Origin of the sequence: Pseudomonas nabeulensis, assembly GCF_004682045.1 — a bacterium.
Taxonomy (GTDB): Bacteria; Pseudomonadota; Gammaproteobacteria; order Pseudomonadales; family Pseudomonadaceae; genus Aquipseudomonas; species Aquipseudomonas nabeulensis.
Map to the genome: position 1 here is coordinate 21,224 of NZ_QUZT01000014.1, position 21,604 is coordinate 42,827.

Here is a 21,604-nt window from a genome sequence, read left to right on the forward strand (position 1 = left end):
GTTGGATGCATTAAATGTGAAATAAATAACATTGTAAATGGATTTTGTGAGCCGTTTTGTCATGCGGTCGCATTCAAGCAGGGTGAAGACGCAGTGGATTCAAAGAAAACCGAACGATTCAAAGCCATGCACAAAGCCTTGCAAGGTGAGGCGGCAGTGCATCTGCGGGATATGGCGGCGTTGCTGGGAGTGTCGGAGATGACCTTGCGCCGCGATTTGGTCGACAACGCTCAGGGCCTGCGCTTGCTGGGTGGCCATATCACCCGCAGCGGCGCACCGGAGCCGGATTATCAGGTGGCCGAGCAAGACCTGCGCAACATCGCCGAGAAACGCCAGATTGGCCAGCGTGCCGCCAGCCTGGTGCGTCCGGGGGATACGATTTTCATCGATTGCGGCACCACCACGCCGTTTATCGTCGATGCATTGCCCGACGATCTGGAGTTCACCGCGCTGTGCAATTCGCTGAACGTGCTGCTCAAGCTCCAGCAAAAGCCGCTGTGCACGGTGATTCTGTGTGGTGGCATGCTCGACCGACGCAACCTGGTGTTCGAGAGCCGCGCCGAGGCGGGCATCATCGATGGCATCCGCGTCGCCTGGGCGTTTATCTCCGCCGCCGGGGTCAGTGCCGCCCATGGCGTGACCTGTTACAACCTCAATGAAGTGGACGTGAAACAGCGGGTGATGGCGCGGGCGCAGACCTGCGTGCTGGTGGCCGACCACACTAAATTCGAGCAGGTGCGTGCGGCGCATTTTGCCGACTTGGCCGACTTCCAGCGGGTGATCAGCGATCCAGGCTTGTCACAAGCCCAACAGCACATTATCCAAGAGGGCGGTGCAACACTGACGGTGTGATTTTTATTTCGTATGTTTGGATTCTAACAAAATAGCCTTGACACCCTCGGGCACAAGGCATAGTTTTTCAAATGTGATCGCGGTTCACATTTGTGAGCACGACTTCCCTGAAGGTCGCGCCCGAATCCAGACAACAATAAAAATAGGAATCACCATGCTACAGATAGCCCGTAAACCTGTTCATGTGCTGTCCCTTGCCCTGGCTGTCGCGGCCTCGGCGCTGGTGTTGAATGCCCAGGCCAAGGACCTGAAAATCGGGTTCAGTCAGGTCACCCTCCAATCTCCGTTCTATGTACAACTGCGTGACGGCGCCAAGGCCGCTGCGGCCAAGGACGGCGACGAGCTGATCTTCCTGGATGCCAACGGCGATATCAGCAAGCAAAACAACGATATCCAGGACCTGCTGACCCGCAAGGTCGACGTACTGATCATCAACGCGGTCAACCCGGATGCAGTTGGCGCTTCACTTGAAGCCGCCAAGCGTTCCAAGGTGCCGGTGATCGCGGTTGACCGCGCCATCAATGCCCCCGTTGCCACCACCATTGGCCGCAACAATGCCCAGATGGGCGAACTGTCCGGCAAGGCACTGGTGGCCGCGCTGAAACAAAAAGGCGTGACCAGCGGCAAGATCATCGAGATCCAGGGCGACGCCGGCGGCACCGTGATGAAGGAACGCCGCAAGGGCTTCCATACCGCCCTGGCCGGCACCGACTTCAAGGTCATCGACGGTCCGTACAGCGAATACATGCGCGCCAACGCGGTCACCGCCATGCAGGACCTGCTGCAAGCCCACCCCGACCTCAAGGCCGTGATCGCCCACAACGATGACATGGCCATGGGAGCGCTCCAGGTGCTCAACGAAAGTGGCAAGAAAGACGTGCTTGTCGCCGGTGTCGATGGCCTGTCCGAAGCCATCAATGCGATCCAGAACGGTGACCAATACGTCGCCACCGCGCTCAACGATCCGCGCTACCTCGGCGAAGTCGCCATCGAGGCGGCACGTGGCCTGATCACCGGCAAGACCATCCCGGCCTTTGTCGATGCGGGCACCAAAGCCGTGACCAAGGCCGACGCGGCCGAGATCAAGCACGACGCCACCTTCGGCGAATACCGCCCCGGCGCCCTCTAAGCGCGCCAACCACCTCATTACCTACTCAACAGGGGATTTCACTGTGAAAGCTGCCGTCATGTACAAACCGGGTGATATCCGGGTCGAAGACGTTCCAAAACCTGCGGTAAAACCTGGCCATGCGTTGGTGCGCGTGGCTGCGTGCGGGGTGTGTGGTTCGGATATTCCACGGATGCTGAGCAAGGGCGCCCATGTGATGCCGCTGATCTGCGGCCATGAGTTCGCCGGGTTTATCGTCGAGATCGGCAGCGGGGTCGAGGGCTATGAAATCGGCGAATTGGTCACCGTGCCGCCGATGATTCCCGATGTGACCAGTGACCAATACGCCCGTGGCTTCCCGTCGCGCTCCGAGCAATACGATTACTTTGGCAGCCGCCGCGACGGCGCCTACGCCGAGTTCGTCAACGTGCCCCTAAGCAACCTGATCAAGGTGCCCAAGGGCATGGACCCGATTGCCGCGTCCCTGGTAGACCCGGCGGCGATTGCCCTGCACGCCATCTGGAAGGCCGAGTTCAAGGCCGGGCAGAGCGGGGCGGTGGTGGGCTGCGGGCCGATTGGCCTGTTTGTGATCCAGTGGCTGCGCATCATGGGCGCCAAGGACATTGTGGCCATCGATATTGCCGAAGAAAAACTCGCCATGGCCCGCCAGGCCGGTGCCACCCACACCTTGCTCAGCGGCGCCTCGGATGCCGACGTGCCGCGCTGCCAATTGGTGATCGAAGCCGCGGGCCACCCCAGCTCGATCAACCAGGCCGTGCAGTTGACCAAGGCCGGCGGGCACGTGGTGTTTATCGGCATTCCCACCGGCGAAGTGCCGATCAGTACCGCGACGTTCTCGCACTTTCTGCGTCAGGAAATCTCCCTGCACGGCGCCTGGAACTCGTTCTCCGCACCGTTCCCTGGCGATGAGTGGACCGCTTCCATCGACAAGCTGGCCTCGGGTGAATTGCAGTGGCAATTCATGATCACCCACGACCTGCCGCTGGATGAATTGCCGTCGATGTTCCAACGTTATGCGGACCGCAGCGAAGTGGCCGCCAAAGTTATCTTCCGCCCGTGATGCAACGCCAGCCCTGCAGCGCTGGTCGTTGCAGGGCTAAAAACAAAAAGCGTCGGCAACCCAAGACGCAGGAGGACTACCGATGACCTTGTTGTTGGGACTGGATTTCGGAACAGGTGGCGTGCGGGCCGGTTTATACGACCTGCACAGCCACAAACTGGTGCAGGTCGCCGAAGCGCCCTACGCCACGCACTACCCGCAGTTGGGTTGGGCCGAGCAGGCGCCGGCCGATTGGTGGTCGGCATTGGGCAAGGCATGCCGGCAGTTGATGAGCCAGGCTGGGCACCCGCAGGTGGCCGCCGTGTGCGTCGCCACCACCGCCTCGACCGTGGTGGCGGCCCAGGCCGATGGGCAACCCTTGGCCCCGGCCTTGTTATGGATGGATTGCCGTGCCGCCATCGAGTCGGCGCGCACCGCACAGGTCAGCCACCCGATGATGAACCAGGGCGGCGACGCGGTGGAGTGGCTGGTGCCCAAGGCGATGTGGCTGGCCGAGCATGAGCCCGAGGTGTATCGGCGTGCCGCGCGTATTTGCGAGGCGGTGGATTGGCTCAACTTCCAGCTCACCGGACGCTGGGTGGCTTCCCAGCTCAATGCCAGCTGCAAATGGAACTACGACACCCAACGTCAACGCTTCCCCGTGGAGTTGTATGCCGAGTTGGGTATCCCTGAGTTGGCGGAAAAACTGCCGCCAGAGGTAATCAAGGTCGGCGGGAGTATCGGCCCATTGACCGCAGACGCCGCCAGTCACCTGGGCCTGAGCCGTGACACGTTGGTCGCCCAAGGCGGCATCGACGCGCACATGGCCATGCTCAGTGCGGGCACCACCGGCGCTGGCGAATTGCTGTTTATCGGCGGCACCTCGGTGGTGCAGCTGATGCACACCCCAAAACGCATCGACGTGCCTGGCATCTGGGGGCCTTACCCCGACGCGTTGCTCGACGGCCAATGGCTGATGGAAGGCGGCCAGGTTTCCGCCGGGTCGATCCTTAACTGGCTGGCACAAAAGATGTTCGGCCTGGACGATGCCGGACACCAGCAACTGATCCGCCAGGCCGCCGCGCTGCAACCGGGCTCCACCGGCCTGTTGGTGCTGGATTACTGGATGGGCAACCGCACACCGTATCGCTCGCCGGACATGCGCGGGGCGATCATGGGTTTGTCTCTCAACCATGACCGGCATGACCTGTACCGCGCCTCGGTAGAAGCCATCGCCCTGGGCTCGGCAAATATCTTTCACACCTGGCGCAGCCAGGGCATCGAGATCACCCGCGTGGTCGCTGCCGGCGGCTTCCAGAAAAACCCGCTGTGGTTGCAGGCCACCGTCGACGCAACCGGTGTGCCGTTTGAGATGGTGCCCCACGACAACCTCACCCTGATCGGCACCGCTGCCGCTGCCGCCTGTGCCCTCGGCGAATTCAGCGACTTGCAGCAAGCCGCGACTGACTTCACCACCACGGGCCGCCTGATCGAGCCTGACCCGTACGCCCACGAACAATACATCGAACTGCTCGACCGTTACCGCGCCGCCACCGACAGCGTGGCACCGATCATTTGCAAGCCGCCGGCGAACCGTGTGCTCGGCGTAAGGCCGGCAGCATGAGCGCCGAATCGCTGTCACCCAAACTCACCGGGGACTCCCAGCGCGACGATTTGATGGTGCAGGTGGCCAAGCTGTATTTCGACCTGGAAAAGACCCAGAGCGAAATCTCCAAGGAGACCGGCCTGACCCGCTGGCAAGTCAGCCGCCTGCTGCGCGAAGCGCGGGATTGCGGCGTGGTGCGCATTGATATCGTCGCCCATTCCGCCCGGGTGCCTGCGCTGGAAGTGGCCTTGCAGCGTCGCTTCGGCCTGCGTGAAGCGCTGGTGCTGGAGGTGGACGATGACGACGCCCTGAACGTGGTTACCCAAGCCGCTGCACGCTACCTGTGCAACTTGCAACCGCAGCCTGCGCTGATTGGCGTGTCCTGGGGCCGCACCCTGACCAAAATGGCCCAATGGTTGGTGCCACGCTGGAACGAAGGGGTGAACGTGGTGCTGCTCAATGGGGCGATCAATACGCGCTCGGCAGGTGAGCCCAACCACAACGTTGCCGAACGTTTTGCCCAGGCCGCACGCGGCCAGGCGACGTTGTTGCCGGTGCCGGCGATTCTCGGCCATGTGCATACCCGTCAAGCGCTGGAGCAAGATCCGGTCATCGCCCAGGTCATGGCGTTGGGGGAGCAGGCACCGGTGGCGGTGTTCAGTCTGGGTGAGCTGTCGGACCACTCGGTATTGATGGAGTCCGGCTACATCGACCGGCCAATGCTCGCCGAACTGGAACGCCTCGGCGCCGTCGGCGACATCATGGGCCGCTTTATCGGCATGGACGGCGAGCCGGTGCTGCCGGAACTGGATGCGCGCACGCTGGGGTTGCGTCTGTCGGCCCTGCGTGAAAAACCCTGGTCGATTGCCGTGTGCGCTGGCGCCCACAAGCACCGCATCGTGCACGCCAGCGTCAAGGCCGGCTACGTCAGCGTACTGGCCACCGAAGCCGCCACCGCCCGCTATTTGCTGGAGCAGGATCATGAATGAGTTGGCCCTGGAAATTCGTCACGTCAGCAAGCGCTTTCCGCCGAATGTGGTGGCGCTGACCGATGCCTCCCTCGACGTGCGCCCCGGCGAAGTGCATTGCCTGCTGGGCGCCAATGGCGCGGGCAAAAGCACCTTGTTGAAGATCGTCGCCGGAGCCCATCGCCCGGACGGCGGTGAAATGTCCATCGCGGGTGCCGCGGTTGAATTGAAGAACCCGCAACAGGCACGCCAGGCAGGGATCGCGATGATCTACCAGGAACTGGACCTGATCCCGCAAATGACCGTCGAAGAAAACCTGATGCTCGGCTATGCACCACGGCGGTTTGGCATGATCGACCGGCGCAAGCGCAGTGCACTGGCCAAGGCCGCACTGTTACGCGTGGGGGCAAACTTCTCCAGTACTGACCGGGTAGGCAGCCTGTCAATTGCCAACCAGCAACTGGCGGCGATTGCCCGGGCGTTGACCTGTGAGGCCAAGGTGGTGGTGATGGATGAGCCGTCCGCCGCGTTGAACGAAACCGAGCTCAAGCAGGTGTTTCAGGTGATCCGCGAGATCACTGCCGACGGGGTGGCGGTGCTGTACGTGAGCCACCGCCTCAATGAAATCCGCGAGATCGGCGACCGTGTGACCGTACTGCGCGCGGGGTGCACGTTGCAACCCCATGAACTGGCGCAAATCGATGATCAGGCGCTGATCGCGGCGGTGGTCGGCGAGCATCGCGATTTGCTGGAGCGCAGCCCGCGTCAACCGCCACGGGAAGCACTGGCGCTGAATATCCGTCGCCTGCAAGGTGCCCAAGGCCTGGACGTCAGCGAATTGCAGGTGCGCCAGGGCGAAATCGTCGGGCTTGCCGGGCTCAACGGCGCGGGACGCAGCACCTTGCTCAAGGCGTTGTTCGGGGTAGGGCGCAATGACAGCGATGTCGAGTTGTTCGGCGAACCCTATCGCCCATTGACCTCACGCCAGGCCATCCGCCAAGGCGTCGGCCTGGTCCCGGAAAACCGCAAGACCGAAGGCCTGCTGCTGGACGCACCGATCTACCGCAATGCGTGCCTGGTGCATGCGCGGCATCTGCGCTGGTTCTCCCATCGCCAGGCCAAGGACCGCGCCGGCCCGGTGCTGCAACGCCTGCAAACCAAGCTCGACAACCTGGAACAGCCGGTGCGTCAGCTCTCCGGTGGCAACCAGCAGAAAGTGGTGATGGCCAAGTGGGTGATCGACGGCGCGCGCCTGTTGCTGCTGGACGAACCCAGCCGTGGCCTCGATGTGGGCGCCAAGGCCGACCTGTATGCCCTGGCCCGCAGCCTGGCGCAAGAAGGCGCGGGCGTGCTGGTGGCCAGCAGTGAGCTGGATGAGTTGTACGTCAATTGTGACCGGATCTGGGTCATGCACGAGGGGCGCAATGCGGTGTGTTTCGACCCGTTGACTGCCAGTCGTGACCAGATCGACCAGGCCATCCTTATTGGTAAAAGAGTGTAGAACCATGACTATCGCCAGTAATCCCACACCCGTGTTCGACAAACCCGTAGCCCTCGCCGCCAGCCGCCGCAGTGCCGTGTTGGAATGGGTGATGCGCTACAACTTCGTGTTTATCTTCCTGTTCGCCGTAGTGGTGGCGACGTTTTTGTCGGATGACTTCCTCACCTTCGGCAACATCGCCAACCTGTTCCAGCAAGGCGCAATTGTCGGGATTGTCGCCATCGGCATGACCTTTGTGATTCTCACCGCGAATATCGACCTGTCGGTCGGCAGCTTGTGTGCGTTCGGCGGCATCCTGGTGGCGGTGCTGTTGCAGAACCAGGTCAGCGGCTGGTTGGCGGTGCCGGCCACGTTGTTGGTGGGCTTGGCGATTGGCACGTTGATGGGCAGCCTTACCGTCTTCGGCAAGGTGCCGAGCTTTATCATCACCCTGGCTGGGTTGGTGTCATTGCGCGGGGCGACATTTCTTGCCTCCGACGGCGCGCCGATTGGTGGCTTGCCGGCGAGTTTCACGGGATTTGGTTCGTCGATGATCGATATCCTGCCAAGCGCCGGCATTGCGTTCCCGGTGCTGGGGTTGATCTTCATCCTGATCACCGTGATTGCCTGGCTGGTGCTGCGCTACACCGTGTTTGGCGAATACGTACTTGCCACCGGCGGCAACCTGGAGGCGGCACGCTTGTCCGGTGTGCCGGTGCGGGCGGTGACCATTGGGGTGTTTGCGATCTGCGGCGGGCTGGCGGCGTTTGCCGGGCTACTGATGACTTCGCGTTTGCACGTCGGCCAACCGACCGCCGCCCAAGGTCTGGAACTGGACGCTATTGCTGCCGTAGTACTCGGCGGCACCAGCCTGTTCGGCGGGCGTGGCAGCGTCGTAGGCACGGCGGTAGCGGTCATGTTGCTGCAAGTGCTGCGCAATATCTTCAATTTGCTGGGGCTGGGTTCGTTTTATCAAATGGCGATTACCGGCGTGATCATCGTGTTGGCCATCCTGCTTAACCGCTTGATCGACCATTACGCCGGACGTACTTGAGGATAACCACGGATGAATGCACCCCACATCAAGGCCGTGATCTTCGATATGGACGGTTTGCTGCTCGACACCGAGGGCGTCTATACCGAGGTCACCCAGATCATTTCCGACCGCTATGGTGGACGAGCGTTTGACTGGCAGTTCAAACAGAACACCATTGGCCTGGGCGCATACGACCTGGCCAGCTACATCGTAGGGGCGCTGGCATTGCCGATCAGCCCCGAGGCGTTTCTGGAATTGCGAACGCCGCTGATGAACGAGCGTTTTCCCCACGCGAATGCGATGGCCGGTGCCGAAGCGTTGGTACGGCATTTGTCCGCCAATGGGGTGCCGATTGCGGTGGGGACCAGTTCTTCGCGGCACTACTTTGACTTGAAGATAAGCCGGCACCGGGAGTGGTTTGGGTTGTTCGATGCGATTGTCACGGCGGACGACCCACAGGTCGGCGCGGCCAAGCCAGCACCGGATATTTTCCTGGTGGCGGCGCAGCGGTTGGGGGTGGCGCCAAAGGACTGCCTGGTGTTCGAGGATTCACCGTTCGGTATCACCGCGGCGAAGGCGGCGGGGATGTTTGCAGTGGCGATTCCTGATCCGGCGATGCCGGATGAGAAATTCAAGCATGCGGACCGACGCCTGCTCAGCCTCGAAGCCTTTAAACCGCAGGCATGGGGTTTGCCCCACTATTAAAAACACATCAAATCCAATGTGGGAGGGGGCTTGCCCCCGATAGCGGTGTATCAGCAAGTACATCTGTAGCTGACACACCCTCATCGGGGGCAAGCCCCCTCCCACATTAGGTACCAATAAGGCCTTCAGACAAACGCCTGTCCGCTAAACCCGCGAGGCAAACGCTGCAACCCTGGCAAGTCAGTCAGGCGTTGAATCCACGCGCTGCGCCAGTCAACGGCGGTATGAACCTTGGCCTTACGGTTAGCCCGTCGCGCCGCATTACGCTGCACACGGCGCGCTTCTTTATACACATCGGTATTACGGCAGGTACGGCACTTGACCCGGTTCAGCTCGGTACTGGAAGGGAGGTTGGTGCCGTGATGGCCGCAGGCCAAGTGGCCGGCGACCTTGAAGTGAATGACCATGAAAGCGTCTCCTTCTTTTGGGGGGAGGACGGGATGGTTTTTCCCGGCGCCTCAGGGTTGTGACCCCACCTGCACAGCCGCGTTCGCTTTAGTTTGTTACCCTGCCACGCACCCAATCATAAAAAAGGAAGCAATGATGAGCGTCGAAACCCTGCCGCAAGAGGGCGGTTGCCGCTGCAACCGCGTACGTTTCAGCGTCAGCCTGGCCCCGGTGATCACCATGGCTTGCCACTGCACCGGTTGCCAGAAGATGTCATCCAGCGCGTTTTCCCTCAGCGCGCTGGTTCCCGCCAGCGGTTTCACCGTGACGCAGGGTTGCCCGGTGATCGGCGGCTTGCACGGTGTAGACCGTCACTACTTTTGCCCGCAGTGCATGAGCTGGCTGTTTACCCGCCCCCATGGCATCGATGAATTCGTCAACGTGCGCGCAACATTGCTGGATAACGCCCAGGACTACGCGCCGTTCATGGAAACCTGGACCAGCGAAAAGCTGGCCTGGGCGTCTACCTCGGCCGTCGAAAGCTTTGCGCAATTGCCTGCACCGCAGGACTTCCCACGGTTGATGCAGGCCTACGCCGAATTCAGTCAATAAGCGCCAGCAGGTCGGTATCGCCCACATCCACCCCCGCCTGGGTCAGCAGGGTTGTCGCCTGGCCCCGGTGGTGGGTCTGGTGATTGAAGAAATGCACCAGCAGGCTGTAAAAATCCTTGTCCGCTGCCGTGCCGCGCATGTTGTGGTAGTGCAGGCGGTGATCCAGATCGGCCACCTGCACGGTCGCCACCCAATCGATCATCAGTTGATCCAGCCAGGCGCGGCGGGCTGTGAGTTCACGGATATGGGCAAAGGCCAGTTGTTTTAAGTCTGCCGGTGCGGCGATGGCATCCAGCGGAGCCAGCGTCGGATAGCCCGCAGGGTGCAGGGCAAAGCGCTTGAGCCAGACCGTATCACCCAATACCAGATGGTTCAGCGTACCGAGGATCGAGCCGAAGAAAGCCTGCCGATCCAAGGCCAATTCGGCGTCAGTCAGCTTGGCGGCCGCGTCGTAGAGCTTGCGGTTCATCCACTGGTTGTAGCTCGCCATCAGCGCGATGTGCTCGGTCCGGTTCACAGGGTTTTTCCTCTAAGGCGCAGTGACACCATGATAGGCCGTGCCCGCCCGGCGGTCATGGTGTTCCGGCAGGCGCGGGCTATGGTTGTTAGACGCCAACGTTGCGCCCTCGGAGGGTGAAGCCATGAACACCAGTGATCTGCTCGAACAACTCTTGCGCGCCGGCCAATCAGGCAGTGCCTCCTCGGGTGGCCTGGGCGGGGTTCTCGGCGGCTTATTGAAAGGCACCAGCACCGGCAATGCCTCTGCCGGTGCTGGTCTGGGTGATCTATTGGGCGGCCTCGGTGGGATGCTGGGCGGTGGCGCGGCGGCGCGTCCGGCACAGGGGCGATCAGGCGGAATGAACTACGCAGCTTTGGCGTCTCTGGGCATGATGGCTTTCCAGGCGTACCAAGCGTGGCAGCGTCAGCAGGCAACCCAGCCGCAGGCAGCCTTCCAGACCGCCGACCAGCTCGACGGTACGCAAGCAGAAGCCCACAGCCACGCGGTATTGCGCGCACTGATCGCAGCGGCCAAGGCGGATGGGCACATCGATGAAAAAGAACAGCAGATGATCTCGGACGAGTTGGCAAAGCACACCGACGACCCGCAGTTGCAACAGTGGCTCGACGCCGAAGTCGCCAAGCCGCTGAATGCTGCGGATTTCGCTGAGTTCGCCCACGACCCGGCCATCGCCGCCGAGGTGTATCTGGCGAGCGTGATGCTGGTGGATGACCAGCAGGAGGCTGAACGCAATTACCTGGATGAATTGGCGGCGCAGCTGCAAATCGACCCGCAATTGCAACTGCACCTGGAGCAACAGGTTCACCCGGCGGTATAGCGCCTGCTCAGTACCACTGCTTGAAGCGGCGGATGTAGAGCGTCTTCATCAGTTGGGCCACGCAGCAGTACGCGAGCAAGGTGCCGACCAGCCATGGGAAGTACGCCAGCGGCAGCGGCTCCAGGCCCACCAGAGTGCCCAGTGGAGAGAACGGCACGTAGATGCCCAGTGCGATCACCACCGCTGTCATCAGCAGCACCGGCCATGCCGCCGTGCTCTGGAAGAACGGAATCTTGCGGGTGCGCAACATGTGCACCACCAGAGTCTGCGAGAGTAGCCCTTCGATAAACCAGCCGGACTGGAACAGGGTCTGCATTTCCACGCTGTTGGCGGAGAACACGTACCACATCAGCGCAAAGGTGGTGATGTCGAAGATCGACGAGGTCGGCCCGATCCAGATCATGAAGCGACCGATGTTCTTCGCATCCCACTTGCGTGGCTTGGCCAGGTACTCCTTGTCCATCTTGTCCCACGGCAAGGCCAGCTGGGAGATGTCGTACATCAGGTTTTGCAGCAGCAGGTGAATCGCCAACATCGGCATGAAGGGAATGAACGCACTGGCCACCAACACCGAGAACACGTTGCCGAAGTTTGAACTGGCGGTCATGTTCAGGTATTTCATGATATTGCCGAAGGTTTCACGGCCTTTGAGCACACCTTCTTCCAGCACCATCAGGCTCTTTTCCAACAGGATGATGTCCGCTGATTCCTTGGCGATATCCGTACCGCTGTCCACCGAGATGCCGACGTCGGCATCGCGCAGCGCCGGCGCGTCGTTGATGCCGTCACCGAGGAACCCAACGGTATGACCGTTGGCTTGCAGGGCCTTGAGCACACGGGACTTTTGCAGCGGCGTGAGCTTGGCAAACACCGTGCGTTCCTCGACGCGGCGCAGCAGGGTGGCGTCGTCCATCGCTTCGATGTCCACACCCAGCAGCGGCTGGCCTGGGTCGAGCCCAACCTGGCGGCAGATTTTACTGGTGACCACCGCGTTGTCGCCGGTCAGCACCTTCACCGCTACGCCAATCTGTTGCAGCGCAGCAATCGCCGGGCCGGCGGTTTCCTTCGGCGGATCAAGGAACGTCAGGAAGCCCTGGATCACCAGGTTGCGCTCATCGGCGGTGGTGTACTGCTGGCGCGCCAACGCTTTGGGAATGTGGCGGGTGCCCACGACCAACACGCGGAAACCGTCTTCGTTGTAATCGTTGGCCAGCGCGAGCAATTCGTTGCGGCGACGGTCATCCAAGGGGACGGCGTCGCCATGGTCCATGACGTGGGTGGAAATGCTCAGCATCTCTTCCACGGCGCCCTTGCACACCAGCAATTGGTCGCCTGCGGCATCCTTGACCACAATCGACAGGCGACGACGCACAAAGTCGAACGGCAATTCATCGACCTTGCTGTAGGCAAAGGGCACCTGGAACCTTGGGTTATGTGTCGAGAACTGCACCACCGCCTGGTCCATCAGGTTCTTCATGCCGCTTTGGTGATAGCTGTTGAGCCAGGCCAGGCGCAGCACTGAGTCATCGCGTTGGCCGAAGGCGTTTACGTGATGTTCGAGAATGATCTTGTCTTGGGTCAGGGTGCCGGTCTTGTCGGTGCATAGCACATCCATCGAACCGAAGTTCTGGATCGCGTTAAGCCGCTTGACCACCACTTTGCGCTTGGCCATGGCCGTGGCGCCCTTGGCCAGGTTGGCGCTGACGATCATCGGCAGCATTTCCGGGGTGAGCCCCACGGCGACGGCGAGGGCAAACAGGAAGGCATCGCCCCAGTCCCCCTTGGAGAAGCCGTTGAGGAAGAACACGATGGGCACCATCACCAGCATGAAACGGATCAACAGCCAACTGACGCTGTTCACGCCGCGGTCAAACGCGGTTTGCACCCGCGACCCAACAATCGCTTTGGCCAGCGAACCAAAGTAAGTGCGTGGCCCCGTGGCGACCACCACGGCTTTGGCACGGCCGCTGACGACATTGGTGCCCATGAAGCAGATGTTGGGCAAATCCAGCAGGTTGCCTTGATCGACGCCTAATGGCGCGGCGGATTTCTGCGTGACGTCGCCGAGGGTGTCGTACTTCTCCACCGGCAAGGCTTCGCCGGTCAGCACGGCCTGGCTGATAAACAAGTCGCGAGATTCGATCAGGCGTATATCGGCGGGGATCATGTCACCCGCCGACAACTGCACGATATCCCCGGCCACCAGGTCGCGCATCGGCACTTCCCGCAGCACTGGCTGGGCGCCCACGTGCTCGCGGCGCAACACGGTAGCAGTGGTGCGCACCATGGCTTTGAGCGCTTCGGCGGACTTGGCCGAACGGTGTTCCTGCCAAAAGCGCAACAGGCTGCTGAGCAGCACCATGGTCATGATAATGATGACCTTGGTCGGGTCGACCTCTTCACCGGCCTGCATCGGCAGCCAGCAATCGGTGACAAAGCTGATGCCGCCCAACGTGAGCAACACATAGATAAACGGGTTGTTCAGCGCTTGCAGGAACTGGATGACGGCGTGTGGCGGCTTGTCATGGGCGACTTCGTTGTAGCCTTCGCGTTGCAGGCGGGCGTTGGCGTCCAGTTCGGTCAGGCCGTCCTGGGTGGCGCGCACATTAGCCAAGGTGGCAGACAAGCCGTTTTGGGCTTCACGGGCGGCACGCATCGACAGTTTAGTGCCATCGTCGCGGGCGATTTTTTTGTGTTGTGGCGTATTTTTCAAGGCGCTCATGGGGTGTACTCCTGTCGCCCATTCTCGACAAAACATGCGTGCAAAGGCACGCCGCGTCGCTAACTAAGCGATCGGTTTAAATAAGGTGCTTATAAAGTTTTGCTCGATCGTTAGTTAACTAACGCGCAGCCAACTACAACTGGATTTGTTCATGGAGAACTCCAGGGTCTTTATTAAGAAGTTGTTGTTTTCAGCGGGTTAGAGGGCGCAAGCGCTCGCGCTGAAAACCTTCGGTCTCTGCGGGTCTTGAGGGGAGGGGACGGTAAAGGCCGAACGCACCGGGAAAAACCCTGTGGGGACACGGCACAGCTTGGCACGCAGGGCCAGGGCCTGCGTACGGACATCAAGTAAAACGTGGGTGATGAAGGTCATAACGCACCTCGGGACCGGACAGGCGACCGGCGAGGCAGTTACGGTGGAGCATCGAGCTCTAGCGCAGCTTACCGGACCTGGAAGGCGAGTCCTGTCATATTCTGGATTTGGCGCCCGATGCCCGCAAACGCGATGCTCGGACAGCGACTAGATACTGTGTCCATTGGCTTCTTTTGTGAGGTTTAAAAAAGGCCCGAGTTGCAGGCACGGGCAATCTACTCAGGCAGTTAGAAAATGTCAACGCGGGATTAATTAAATAAGCCCGCGTTCAGAGTTTATTCAGATAAGAGGTCGACAAAGTTGGGTGGTCAATAACGTCATATGCCTTGGGCGGCCAAAATGGCCAAGTAGATCAATACCACGCCGCACACGCCATGACTGACACGCTGCCAGGCAGGTGATGCATTCTGCCGCAACAGGTTCACCAGCGCGGCGATCAGAAAGCACGACAACACCGACGCCAGCATAAAGCCCGCAAAAAACATCAGCGTCTGCCCATGGCTCGGGGTAGCCCCGACAATGCCTGACAACGCACTGCCCAGCGCGCCCCAATAAACAATGTTCTTCGGGTTGGCCAGGGAAATCGCCGCGCCCACCGCCAGCGCATTCTGGTTGGAACTGGCCGGTGCACTGTCGGCCTGGGGCAAACGCCTGGCGTCGATCAGGCTTTGCACACCGAGCCAGGCCAGGTACAGCGCACAGGCGATGGTCAGGGGCACGCGTACGGTGTCATGTTGGATCAATAGCGCGATGCCTGTGAGGCCGATGACTGCCCATACCGCATCGCCCACCAGCGACCCGATTTGCACCAGCAGCGCCGGGGTGAACCCGTGGAGCAGGCCGCGCCGCAGGGTCTCCGCCAGTACAGCGCCCGGCGAGAGACAAAACACAAAACCAAATACCAGCGCATAAAAGAAGATCGTCAGCATGCCCGCGTTCCTACAAGAGATGGCGGGCATTCTGCGCAGGAAAAGCGCCGTTGTCTCGTCTAAATGCTCAGGCGCAAGGCGAGGGCGGCAAGGGTGATCAACAGCACCGGCAATGTCAGCACGATCCCCACCTTGAAGTAGTAGCCCCAGGTGATGGTGATGCCCTTGCGCGCCAGGATATGCAACCACAACAACGTGGCCAGGCTGCCGATGGGGGTGATTTTCGGGCCAAGGTCACTGCCGATCACGTTGGCGTAGATCATCGCGTCCTTGACCACACCCACCGCATGACTGGACTCGATGGACAACGCGCCGATCAACACCGTTGGCAGGTTGTTCATCACCGACGAGAGCAGGGCCGTCAGCACCCCGGTGCCCATGGCCGCACCCCAGATGCCGTAGGTGGCGAAGGTGTCGAGCCAGGTCGCCAGGTACGCGGTGAGCCCGGCATTGCGCAAGCCGTAGACCACCAGGTACATGCCCAGGGAGAAAATCACGATCTGCCACGGGGCCTCTTTCAACACCTTGCGTGTGGAAATCTTGTGGCCCTTGGCGGCGATCACCAACAGGAGCAGGGCGCATGCGGCGGAAATCGCGCTGATGGGGATGCCTAACGGTTCCAGCGCGAAACAGCCAACCAGCAAAATGCCCAGTACCCACCAGCCGGCCAGGAACGTCGCGCGGTCGTGCACGGCGCTGGCCGGATCATCCAGGTCGGCGGGGTTGTAGGTGTTGGGAATGTCTCGACGAAAAAACCACAGCAGCACCGCCAGCGTGGCGGCAACGCTGATCAGGTTGACCGGCACCATCACGGCGGCATATTCGTTGAAACCGATCTTGAAGTAATCCGCCGAGACGATGTTGACCAGGTTCGACACTACCAGCGGCAGGCTCGCGGTATCGGCAATGAATCCGGCACCCATCACGAAGGCCAGGGTCGCCGCGGGTGAAAAGCGCAACGCCAACAGCATCGACATCACAATCGGTGTGAGGATCAGCGCCGCGCCGTCATTGGCAAACAGCGCCGATACCAGTGCGCCGAGCAAGACCATATACGCAAACAACCGGCGGCCACGCCCGCGCCCCCACCGCGCCACGTGCAGCGCGGCCCACGCGAAGAACCCGGCTTCATCCAGTAGCAGGCTGATGATGATCAGCGCCACAAAGGTCGCGGTGGCATTCCAGATGATGTGCCACACCGCCGGGATGTCGCCAAGGCTGATCACGCCGCAGGCCAGCGCCAAAATCGCGCCCAGACTCGCGCTCCACCCCACACCCAGGCCCTTGGGCTGCCAGATGACCAACACAATGGTGAACAGGAAAATGCCAGCGGCTATCAGCATGAATGTCCCCGGTAAGGCTAAAAAGAACCTAAAGATTGACCTGCGGCAACGTCTATTGATTCAGGCACAAGTGTTTGAAATTAAAATGAAACACGACTGTCCTAAAGTGCCCCACCCTAGGTGATAAAGGAAGTAACCGCGTGACCCGTGCCACTCGCAACCTGCGCAAGACCCTCGATTCCGTCGCGGAAAATAACGAAACCGCGGCGTTTGACCTGATGCGCGCCGTGGAAAAACTCGGCGATGAAGTGCTGCGCCAGCGTTTGCTCAATACCATTCACCGCCTTAATCAGGATGCCCATGAACTGCGCGAAGCGCGGGATTCGGTAGAACTGGTGTCCGTACGACTCGCCTGAGCAAGATCGTTCAAGACAAGCCCCTTATTGCACTGGCATGCTTGTCGACTGTCTGTCGATGAGCCGTCTCCATGCCTACCGCCTTACCTCATTACGCCTTCGCTCGCGGCGCCATTGCCGTTGTTCCGTTGTCCCTGGCCTGTGCGCCTTGGGGCCTGCTGGCCGGTTCCATGGCCATCGATGCGCAATTTACGCCGCTGCAAGCCCAAGGGTTGTCCGCCATTGTGTTTGCCGGTGCGGCGCAATTGGTCGCCATTGGCATGGTCAAGAGCGGTGCCAGCCTGATCTCCATCGTACTGACCACCTTGTTGCTCACGTCCCAGCATTTGCTCTACGGCATGCACATGCGCACAACCCTGTCCTCACTCAATACGCGCTGGCGCATGAGCCTGGGCTTTTTGCTGACCGACGAGTTCTTTGCTTTGGTCAGCCACTATGACCGCCAGACATTCAATCGCTGGTACGCCTTGGGCGTGGGCCTGACGTTTTATATCGCCTGGAACCTGTTTACGCTGGCCGGCATCGTGTTGGGCAAAAGCATTCCTGGGCTTGATCAATTGGGCCTGGAGTTTTCCATCGCGGCCACCTTTATTGCACTGATCACCCCGGTGGTGCGGGATGTGCCGACGGTGGTCTGCGTAGCGGTCTCCCTGCTGTTTTCGGTGTGGCTCAGTTTTCTGCATTGGGAGTCGGCAGTGGTGGTGTCCGGGGTGCTGGGCATGAGCGCAGGGTATGCCTGTAAGCGACTGGGGGTAGGGCAACGATGATCTACATGATGATTGTGCTGATGGGCCTGGTGGTGTTTTTCAACCGCTACCTGTTTATCGAGCCGCGCCTGCCGGTGCGCCTCAACCGTGGTGCGCGGGAGTTTCTGGGGTTCGCAGTGCCTGGAATGCTGACGGCGATTTGCGGGCCGATCATTTTTCTGGCCGATCACCAGCACCTCAACCTCAGTCCGACCAATCCGTATTTGCTCGCGGGTGTCAGCGCCGTGGCGTTGATGTACTGGACGCGCAATGTGCTGCTTACGGTGTTGCTCAGCATGGCGGTGTTTTATCTATTGCGCTGGCTGCTCTGAACGCCAGGCAAAAAAAGGCCCGCGGGAGGGCGGGCTTCAAGGGAGACTTCTAAAAATGAGCCAGGCCACTATAAGCGGCGCATTCTCCCTTCACAGTGAAACTAAATTCATCCAACAGACAGCCAAGCAGCCCCGAGCGGGGCTGCCATGCGACGTCAGCTTTTTGCGTTGAGCTTGCGCAGTTCTTCGTACGTGGCCGACTGGACGAACCAGAAACCGGAAATGATGCACCAAGTCAGAGTGCCGCCCACCAGGACCGCCAGGCCCGACAGGAAACTCGCGCTGAACATCGACACCAGGCCGATCAGCCATACGAAGGCCAGGGCGATGTAGAGAACAGAGTTGTTGACGCTGATGACGAAATCTTTCATGACGCTTCCTTGTAGAGAATATCCCGTGGCCTCCTCAGTGAGACCAACGGCGGCATCATAATGCCATGATGTGACAGACGCCACCCCGAAGGCCTCACGCTCTATAGTGGCAACCCTATCAACTGTGGGAGGGGACTTGCCCTAATGCCAGTCAGTTAAGAAGTAGCCAGTGTAAAAGTAACCTGTGGCGAGGGAGCTTGCTCCCGTTGGACTGCGTAGCAGTCCCAGTCTTTTAAAACAAAGAGCTGGGGCCGCTATGCTGCCCAGCGGGAGCAAGCTCCCTCGCCACAAGTACGGTGTTTGCCCTTAACTGACTGGCAGTAGGGCTTGCCCCCTCCACCCCCCGCTAATGGTAGAGTCGCGTTTTTTCCAAAGGAGCAATGGCATGCACAAAGTGGTTCTGGGCGCATTGGTACTGGCGACATTGGCCGGTTGCGCGGGCTCGAAGATGAAAGAAGCGCGCTCGGGCACGCCCTACAAAACCCTCGCTTCAGACAAGGCCACACTGGTGGTTGCCGAGTGCATCCAGTTCGGTTGGCAGGATGAAAGCGTGTTTGGCGTCGACGCCGGCGGTTTCAAGGAGCCCATCGGCGCGGGCGGTTTTACCGTATACACCACCGGTGGTGACTACTTTGTGGATGTACAAAGTGCGGGCGCAGGTTCCAGCGTCAAGTACTACGCAGCCGAAGACAACATGCCCGCCAAACGCCGCTTGGCAGCCCTCGCGACCTGTCTGTAATCCGTTGCCTTAGTGCTTTTAGGAAATGCCCGGCACGACAGGTACTGAACATTCGCTTATGATGCACCCGCTCGCCCGGCATGATGGCTCTTTACCAGTACACGGATGTCGAGGCTGGACAGTCGGGCGAGCATCCCTTTTCCCTCAGCGAGGCATATACCCCAAGTGCCAGCGCCGTGGGATTTTCAGTGACACCACTCCCAACAAGCCTGCCAACACGCCGCTGACCAACAGCGCCTTAAGCCCCATCTGCTGCTCCAGCAGAGCGCCAATTACAGCGCCAACAAACATCCCCGCCCACGGCACCAGTTGCACCCGCCAACCATTGCGGCGCTCGCCCAGCATCCAGCGCCCCAGGCCACGGCCAAAGCGTGACAGCGCGCCCGTCACGTAGGTCAGTCCTACCGGTAAGCCGTTGACTTCTTCTACCGCCGCATTGAGCATGCCCATCGCAATGATCGCTGCCAGCAGTGCGGGCAATGCGTCGCTACCAGGCAGCAGGGCTGCACCACAGAGCAATGCCGCAATGCACAGCAATAAGGGCAGGGCATGCCGTCGCCCCAGCCGGCTGGCCATCACGCCCAGCGCATTGCCTGCAACGAAGGTGGCTACCAGTAACAGCAAGCGCCCCGTCAGGTCCAAATCCCCCACACTGATCGCCACGGCAAGGCGCGTGGTATTGCCGCTCATGAACGACACAAAGTCGCCGCTGGCCATAAAGCCTATGGCATCGGTCATCCCCGCCAACACCGACAGGCTGGCCACCAACGTCAAGCCCACTCGACCCCGCAAGCGTTGTCGATGGGCGAGTACGGCATTCGCGCTGGGCTTGCGGGGTAAAGGCAGCATGGGGACGGGCTCCTCGGTGAGATTATCCGGCCACTACCGTAGGACGCTTTGCCAGCGCGTGCAATGACCTCAGACACACTCCAGGCGCCAGGCTGCGTTCTCCCAACTCAGCACATGTGTCGGCCTGATGGCCTGGATAAAGCTCTCATCATGGGACACTGCCACCATCGCTCCGGTAAACCCTTGCAGGGCCCGTTCAAAGGCAATCACCGACTCCAGATCCAAGTGGTTGGTCGGCTCGTCCAGCAACAACAATTGCGCGGGTGTCTCGCGCCAAAGGACGACGGCCATTGCTGCTTTCAAGCGCTCGCCGCCGCTGAGCTGGCCTGCCGGTTGGGTCACCCGCAGCGCATCCAACTGCAATAACGCCAAGCGTGTGCGCAGTTCGGCTTCGGCCAGTGGCGTGTCGAGCAGGTTGAGTTGTTCGACGATGGAGCGCTCGTCTTCCAGCAGGGCCAGGTGTTGATCGATATAGGCACAGGGCACATGCACGTGGCACTCACCATTGACCGGCTGCCAGATGCCCGCCAGCACTTTGAGCAGCGTGGACTTGCCGCAGCCATTCGGTCCCTGCACGGCAACGCGTATGGGCCCGGAGAGCTGGATATTGAGGCCGGTGTGCGCCAGCCAGGGCAGTTGAACATCCGCTAGGCTCAGCACCTGCCGGCCATTGGGCACGGTGGAGGCAGGCAATGCCAGCAAGGTTGGGGTTTCGTCGAGGACGCGTTCATAGGCCTGGCGAACCTGGGCGTCGAGTGCGTGCTTATGCTCTGCGTGTGCGCTGCGCACGCTGCTGACGATTTCAGTGGCGGCGCCTTTCCAGCGTGCCTTGGTGAAGCGATCCACGTTGGCGGTGTCGGCGTGCTTGCGTGAACGGGCGGCGTTGCGTTGCAGGGTGTCATGGTCTTTTTGCAGGCGTCGACGTTCGCGGCTGCGCGCCAGGCGTGCGTGTTCCAGTGCGGCCAGCGCCGCCTGCTGTTCGGTATCCCGCTGGGTGCGATAAGCCTCGTAGTTACCGCCATAGACTTGAGCGCCCAGGGGCGAGAGTTCGATGATGCGGCCCAAGGTGTTGAGCAGTTGGCGGTCATGGCTGACCACCACGAGGCCGCCGCGCCAGTTCGCCAAGACCTGCATCAGCCAATCACGGCCCGCGCTGTCGAGATGGTTGGTGGGCTCATCCAGCACCAACAGTTGGGGGGCGGCGAGCAGCGCTCCAATCACCGCCACGCGCGCGAGTTGGCCGCCGCTGAGTTGATCGGCCGCCGTGTCGCTCGCCAAGTGTGCCAGGCCTGCCGCGTCCAACGCGCTGCGCAGGCGTTCGGCCAGGTCCCAGCGTTCGTCGATCAACGCCAGGTCGTCGACTTGGGCGGTGCCGTTGGCCATGCGTTCCAATGCGGCCAGGGGCGCGGCTGTCCCGGTGATATGGGCGACGGTTTCGCCCGGCAGCACCGCGACACTCTGCGCGACGTAAGCCACGCTGGCCGAGCGATTGAGCGAGCCGGAGGAAGGTTGCAGCAGCCCGGCGATCAGTTTCGCCAAAATGCTTTTGCCACAACCATTACGCCCCACGATCCCGGTGGGTGTGTGGTCGATGGACAGGCTCAGGTCGTCCAGCAGGGTTTCGCCATTGGCGAACTGGAAAGACAGGTGTTGCAGGGTAACCAGTACGGGCAGCCGTTTGACGTCAGTCATCA

The 21,604-nt window shown here is 60.9% G+C and carries 22 protein-coding genes; 14 read left to right on the top strand and 8 right to left on the bottom strand.

The window, feature by feature from the left end:
• The first annotated feature begins 93 nt into the window (after positions 1–93).
• The 8 genes from deoR to DYL61_RS09890 all read left to right on the top strand — a co-directional run bounded on the left by deoR (position 94) and on the right by DYL61_RS09890 (position 8,815).
• Positions 94–852, top strand: coding sequence for a DNA-binding transcriptional repressor DeoR (gene deoR, locus DYL61_RS09855; protein ID WP_135308181.1), 759 nt, complete (start codon positions 94–96; stop codon positions 850–852).
• A gap of 154 nt (positions 853–1,006) precedes the next feature.
• Entirely contained in the window at positions 1,007–1,981 is a 975-nt protein-coding gene (locus DYL61_RS09860; protein ID WP_135308182.1) for a substrate-binding domain-containing protein, read from the top strand.
• A 43-nt stretch (positions 1,982–2,024) separates the two neighbouring features.
• Positions 2,025–3,041: a galactitol-1-phosphate 5-dehydrogenase gene (locus tag DYL61_RS09865; RefSeq protein ID WP_238704554.1), complete on the top strand. Its 1,017-nt coding sequence runs from the start codon at positions 2,025–2,027 to the stop codon at positions 3,039–3,041.
• Positions 3,042–3,123: 82 nt separating this feature from the next.
• Positions 3,124–4,644, top strand: a complete 1,521-nt coding sequence (locus DYL61_RS09870; protein WP_135308183.1) for an FGGY-family carbohydrate kinase — start codon at positions 3,124–3,126, stop codon at positions 4,642–4,644.
• The gene (locus DYL61_RS09875; RefSeq protein WP_135308184.1) at positions 4,641–5,615 is read left to right on the top strand and encodes a sugar-binding transcriptional regulator; all 975 of its coding nucleotides are present in this window, start codon (positions 4,641–4,643) and stop codon (positions 5,613–5,615) included. The genes DYL61_RS09870 and DYL61_RS09875 overlap by 4 nt, the downstream gene beginning before the upstream one ends.
• The gene (locus DYL61_RS09880; protein ID WP_135308185.1) at positions 5,608–7,095 is read left to right on the top strand and encodes a sugar ABC transporter ATP-binding protein; all 1,488 of its coding nucleotides are present in this window, start codon (positions 5,608–5,610) and stop codon (positions 7,093–7,095) included. Before DYL61_RS09875 ends, DYL61_RS09880 begins: the two co-directional genes overlap by 8 nt.
• A 4-nt stretch (positions 7,096–7,099) precedes the next feature.
• The gene (locus tag DYL61_RS09885) at positions 7,100–8,128 is read left to right on the top strand and encodes an ABC transporter permease (protein ID WP_105697307.1); all 1,029 of its coding nucleotides are present in this window, start codon (positions 7,100–7,102) and stop codon (positions 8,126–8,128) included.
• Between the two features lie 12 nt (positions 8,129–8,140).
• The gene (locus DYL61_RS09890) at positions 8,141–8,815 is read left to right on the top strand and encodes an HAD-IA family hydrolase (protein ID WP_135308186.1); all 675 of its coding nucleotides are present in this window, start codon (positions 8,141–8,143) and stop codon (positions 8,813–8,815) included.
• A 125-nt stretch (positions 8,816–8,940) separates the two neighbouring features.
• On the opposite strand, the gene DYL61_RS09895 is transcribed toward DYL61_RS09890, so the two are convergent.
• Complete coding sequence (locus DYL61_RS09895; RefSeq protein ID WP_135308187.1) at positions 8,941–9,222, bottom strand: hypothetical protein; 282 nt, start codon at positions 9,220–9,222, stop codon at positions 8,941–8,943.
• A gap of 136 nt (positions 9,223–9,358) precedes the next feature.
• On the opposite strand from DYL61_RS09895, the gene DYL61_RS09900 reads away from it, so the two are divergent.
• Complete coding sequence (locus tag DYL61_RS09900) at positions 9,359–9,814, top strand: GFA family protein (protein WP_135308188.1); 456 nt, start codon at positions 9,359–9,361, stop codon at positions 9,812–9,814.
• On the opposite strand, the gene DYL61_RS09905 is transcribed toward DYL61_RS09900, so the two are convergent.
• Positions 9,804–10,331 carry a DinB family protein gene (locus DYL61_RS09905; protein WP_135308189.1) on the bottom strand — a complete coding sequence of 176 codons (528 nt, stop codon included), beginning with the start codon at positions 10,329–10,331 and terminating at the stop codon, positions 9,804–9,806. The genes DYL61_RS09900 and DYL61_RS09905 overlap by 11 nt on opposite strands.
• Positions 10,332–10,455: 124 nt before the next feature.
• On the opposite strand from DYL61_RS09905, the gene DYL61_RS09910 reads away from it, so the two are divergent.
• A complete protein-coding gene (locus DYL61_RS09910; RefSeq protein ID WP_135308190.1) occupies positions 10,456–11,151 on the top strand; it encodes a tellurite resistance TerB family protein in 696 nt (231 codons plus the stop codon).
• Positions 11,152–11,158: 7 nt separating this feature from the next.
• On the opposite strand, the gene mgtA is transcribed toward DYL61_RS09910, so the two are convergent.
• The 3 genes from mgtA to DYL61_RS09925 form a co-directional block, all read right to left on the bottom strand.
• Positions 11,159–13,873: a magnesium-translocating P-type ATPase gene (gene mgtA / locus DYL61_RS09915; protein WP_238704555.1), complete on the bottom strand. Its 2,715-nt coding sequence runs from the start codon at positions 13,871–13,873 to the stop codon at positions 11,159–11,161.
• A 689-nt stretch (positions 13,874–14,562) separates the two neighbouring features.
• The gene (locus DYL61_RS09920) at positions 14,563–15,174 is read right to left on the bottom strand and encodes a LysE family transporter (RefSeq protein WP_135308192.1); all 612 of its coding nucleotides are present in this window, start codon (positions 15,172–15,174) and stop codon (positions 14,563–14,565) included.
• A gap of 59 nt (positions 15,175–15,233) precedes the next feature.
• The gene (locus tag DYL61_RS09925) at positions 15,234–16,517 is read right to left on the bottom strand and encodes an arsenic transporter (protein ID WP_135308193.1); all 1,284 of its coding nucleotides are present in this window, start codon (positions 16,515–16,517) and stop codon (positions 15,234–15,236) included.
• A gap of 140 nt (positions 16,518–16,657) precedes the next feature.
• Between DYL61_RS09925 and DYL61_RS09930 the strand changes: the two genes are divergently transcribed.
• From DYL61_RS09930 to DYL61_RS09940, 3 genes are all read left to right on the top strand, one after another.
• Positions 16,658–16,873 carry a hypothetical protein gene (locus DYL61_RS09930; RefSeq protein WP_135308194.1) on the top strand — a complete coding sequence of 72 codons (216 nt, stop codon included), beginning with the start codon at positions 16,658–16,660 and terminating at the stop codon, positions 16,871–16,873.
• 71 nt (positions 16,874–16,944) lie between these two features.
• Positions 16,945–17,640: an AzlC family ABC transporter permease gene (locus DYL61_RS09935; RefSeq protein ID WP_135308195.1), complete on the top strand. Its 696-nt coding sequence runs from the start codon at positions 16,945–16,947 to the stop codon at positions 17,638–17,640.
• Complete coding sequence (locus tag DYL61_RS09940; RefSeq protein ID WP_135308196.1) at positions 17,637–17,951, top strand: AzlD domain-containing protein; 315 nt, start codon at positions 17,637–17,639, stop codon at positions 17,949–17,951. The genes DYL61_RS09935 and DYL61_RS09940 overlap by 4 nt, the downstream gene beginning before the upstream one ends.
• A 155-nt stretch (positions 17,952–18,106) precedes the next feature.
• On the opposite strand, the gene DYL61_RS09945 is transcribed toward DYL61_RS09940, so the two are convergent.
• Positions 18,107–18,322: a hypothetical protein gene (locus DYL61_RS09945; protein ID WP_105697316.1), complete on the bottom strand. Its 216-nt coding sequence runs from the start codon at positions 18,320–18,322 to the stop codon at positions 18,107–18,109.
• Between the two features lie 385 nt (positions 18,323–18,707).
• Here DYL61_RS09945 and DYL61_RS09950 point away from each other — a divergent pair, with 385 nt between their 5' ends.
• On the top strand, positions 18,708–19,061 hold the full coding sequence (locus tag DYL61_RS09950) for a hypothetical protein (RefSeq protein ID WP_135308197.1): 354 nt from the start codon (positions 18,708–18,710) through the stop codon (positions 19,059–19,061).
• A gap of 144 nt (positions 19,062–19,205) precedes the next feature.
• Here DYL61_RS09950 and DYL61_RS09955 read toward each other — a convergent pair whose 3' ends face one another.
• Positions 19,206–19,910, bottom strand: a complete 705-nt coding sequence (locus DYL61_RS09955; protein WP_135308198.1) for a YoaK family protein — start codon at positions 19,908–19,910, stop codon at positions 19,206–19,208.
• A gap of 69 nt (positions 19,911–19,979) precedes the next feature.
• Complete coding sequence (locus DYL61_RS09960) at positions 19,980–21,602, bottom strand: ABC-F family ATP-binding cassette domain-containing protein (RefSeq protein WP_135308199.1); 1,623 nt, start codon at positions 21,600–21,602, stop codon at positions 19,980–19,982.
• Positions 21,603–21,604: the final 2 nt, after the last annotated feature.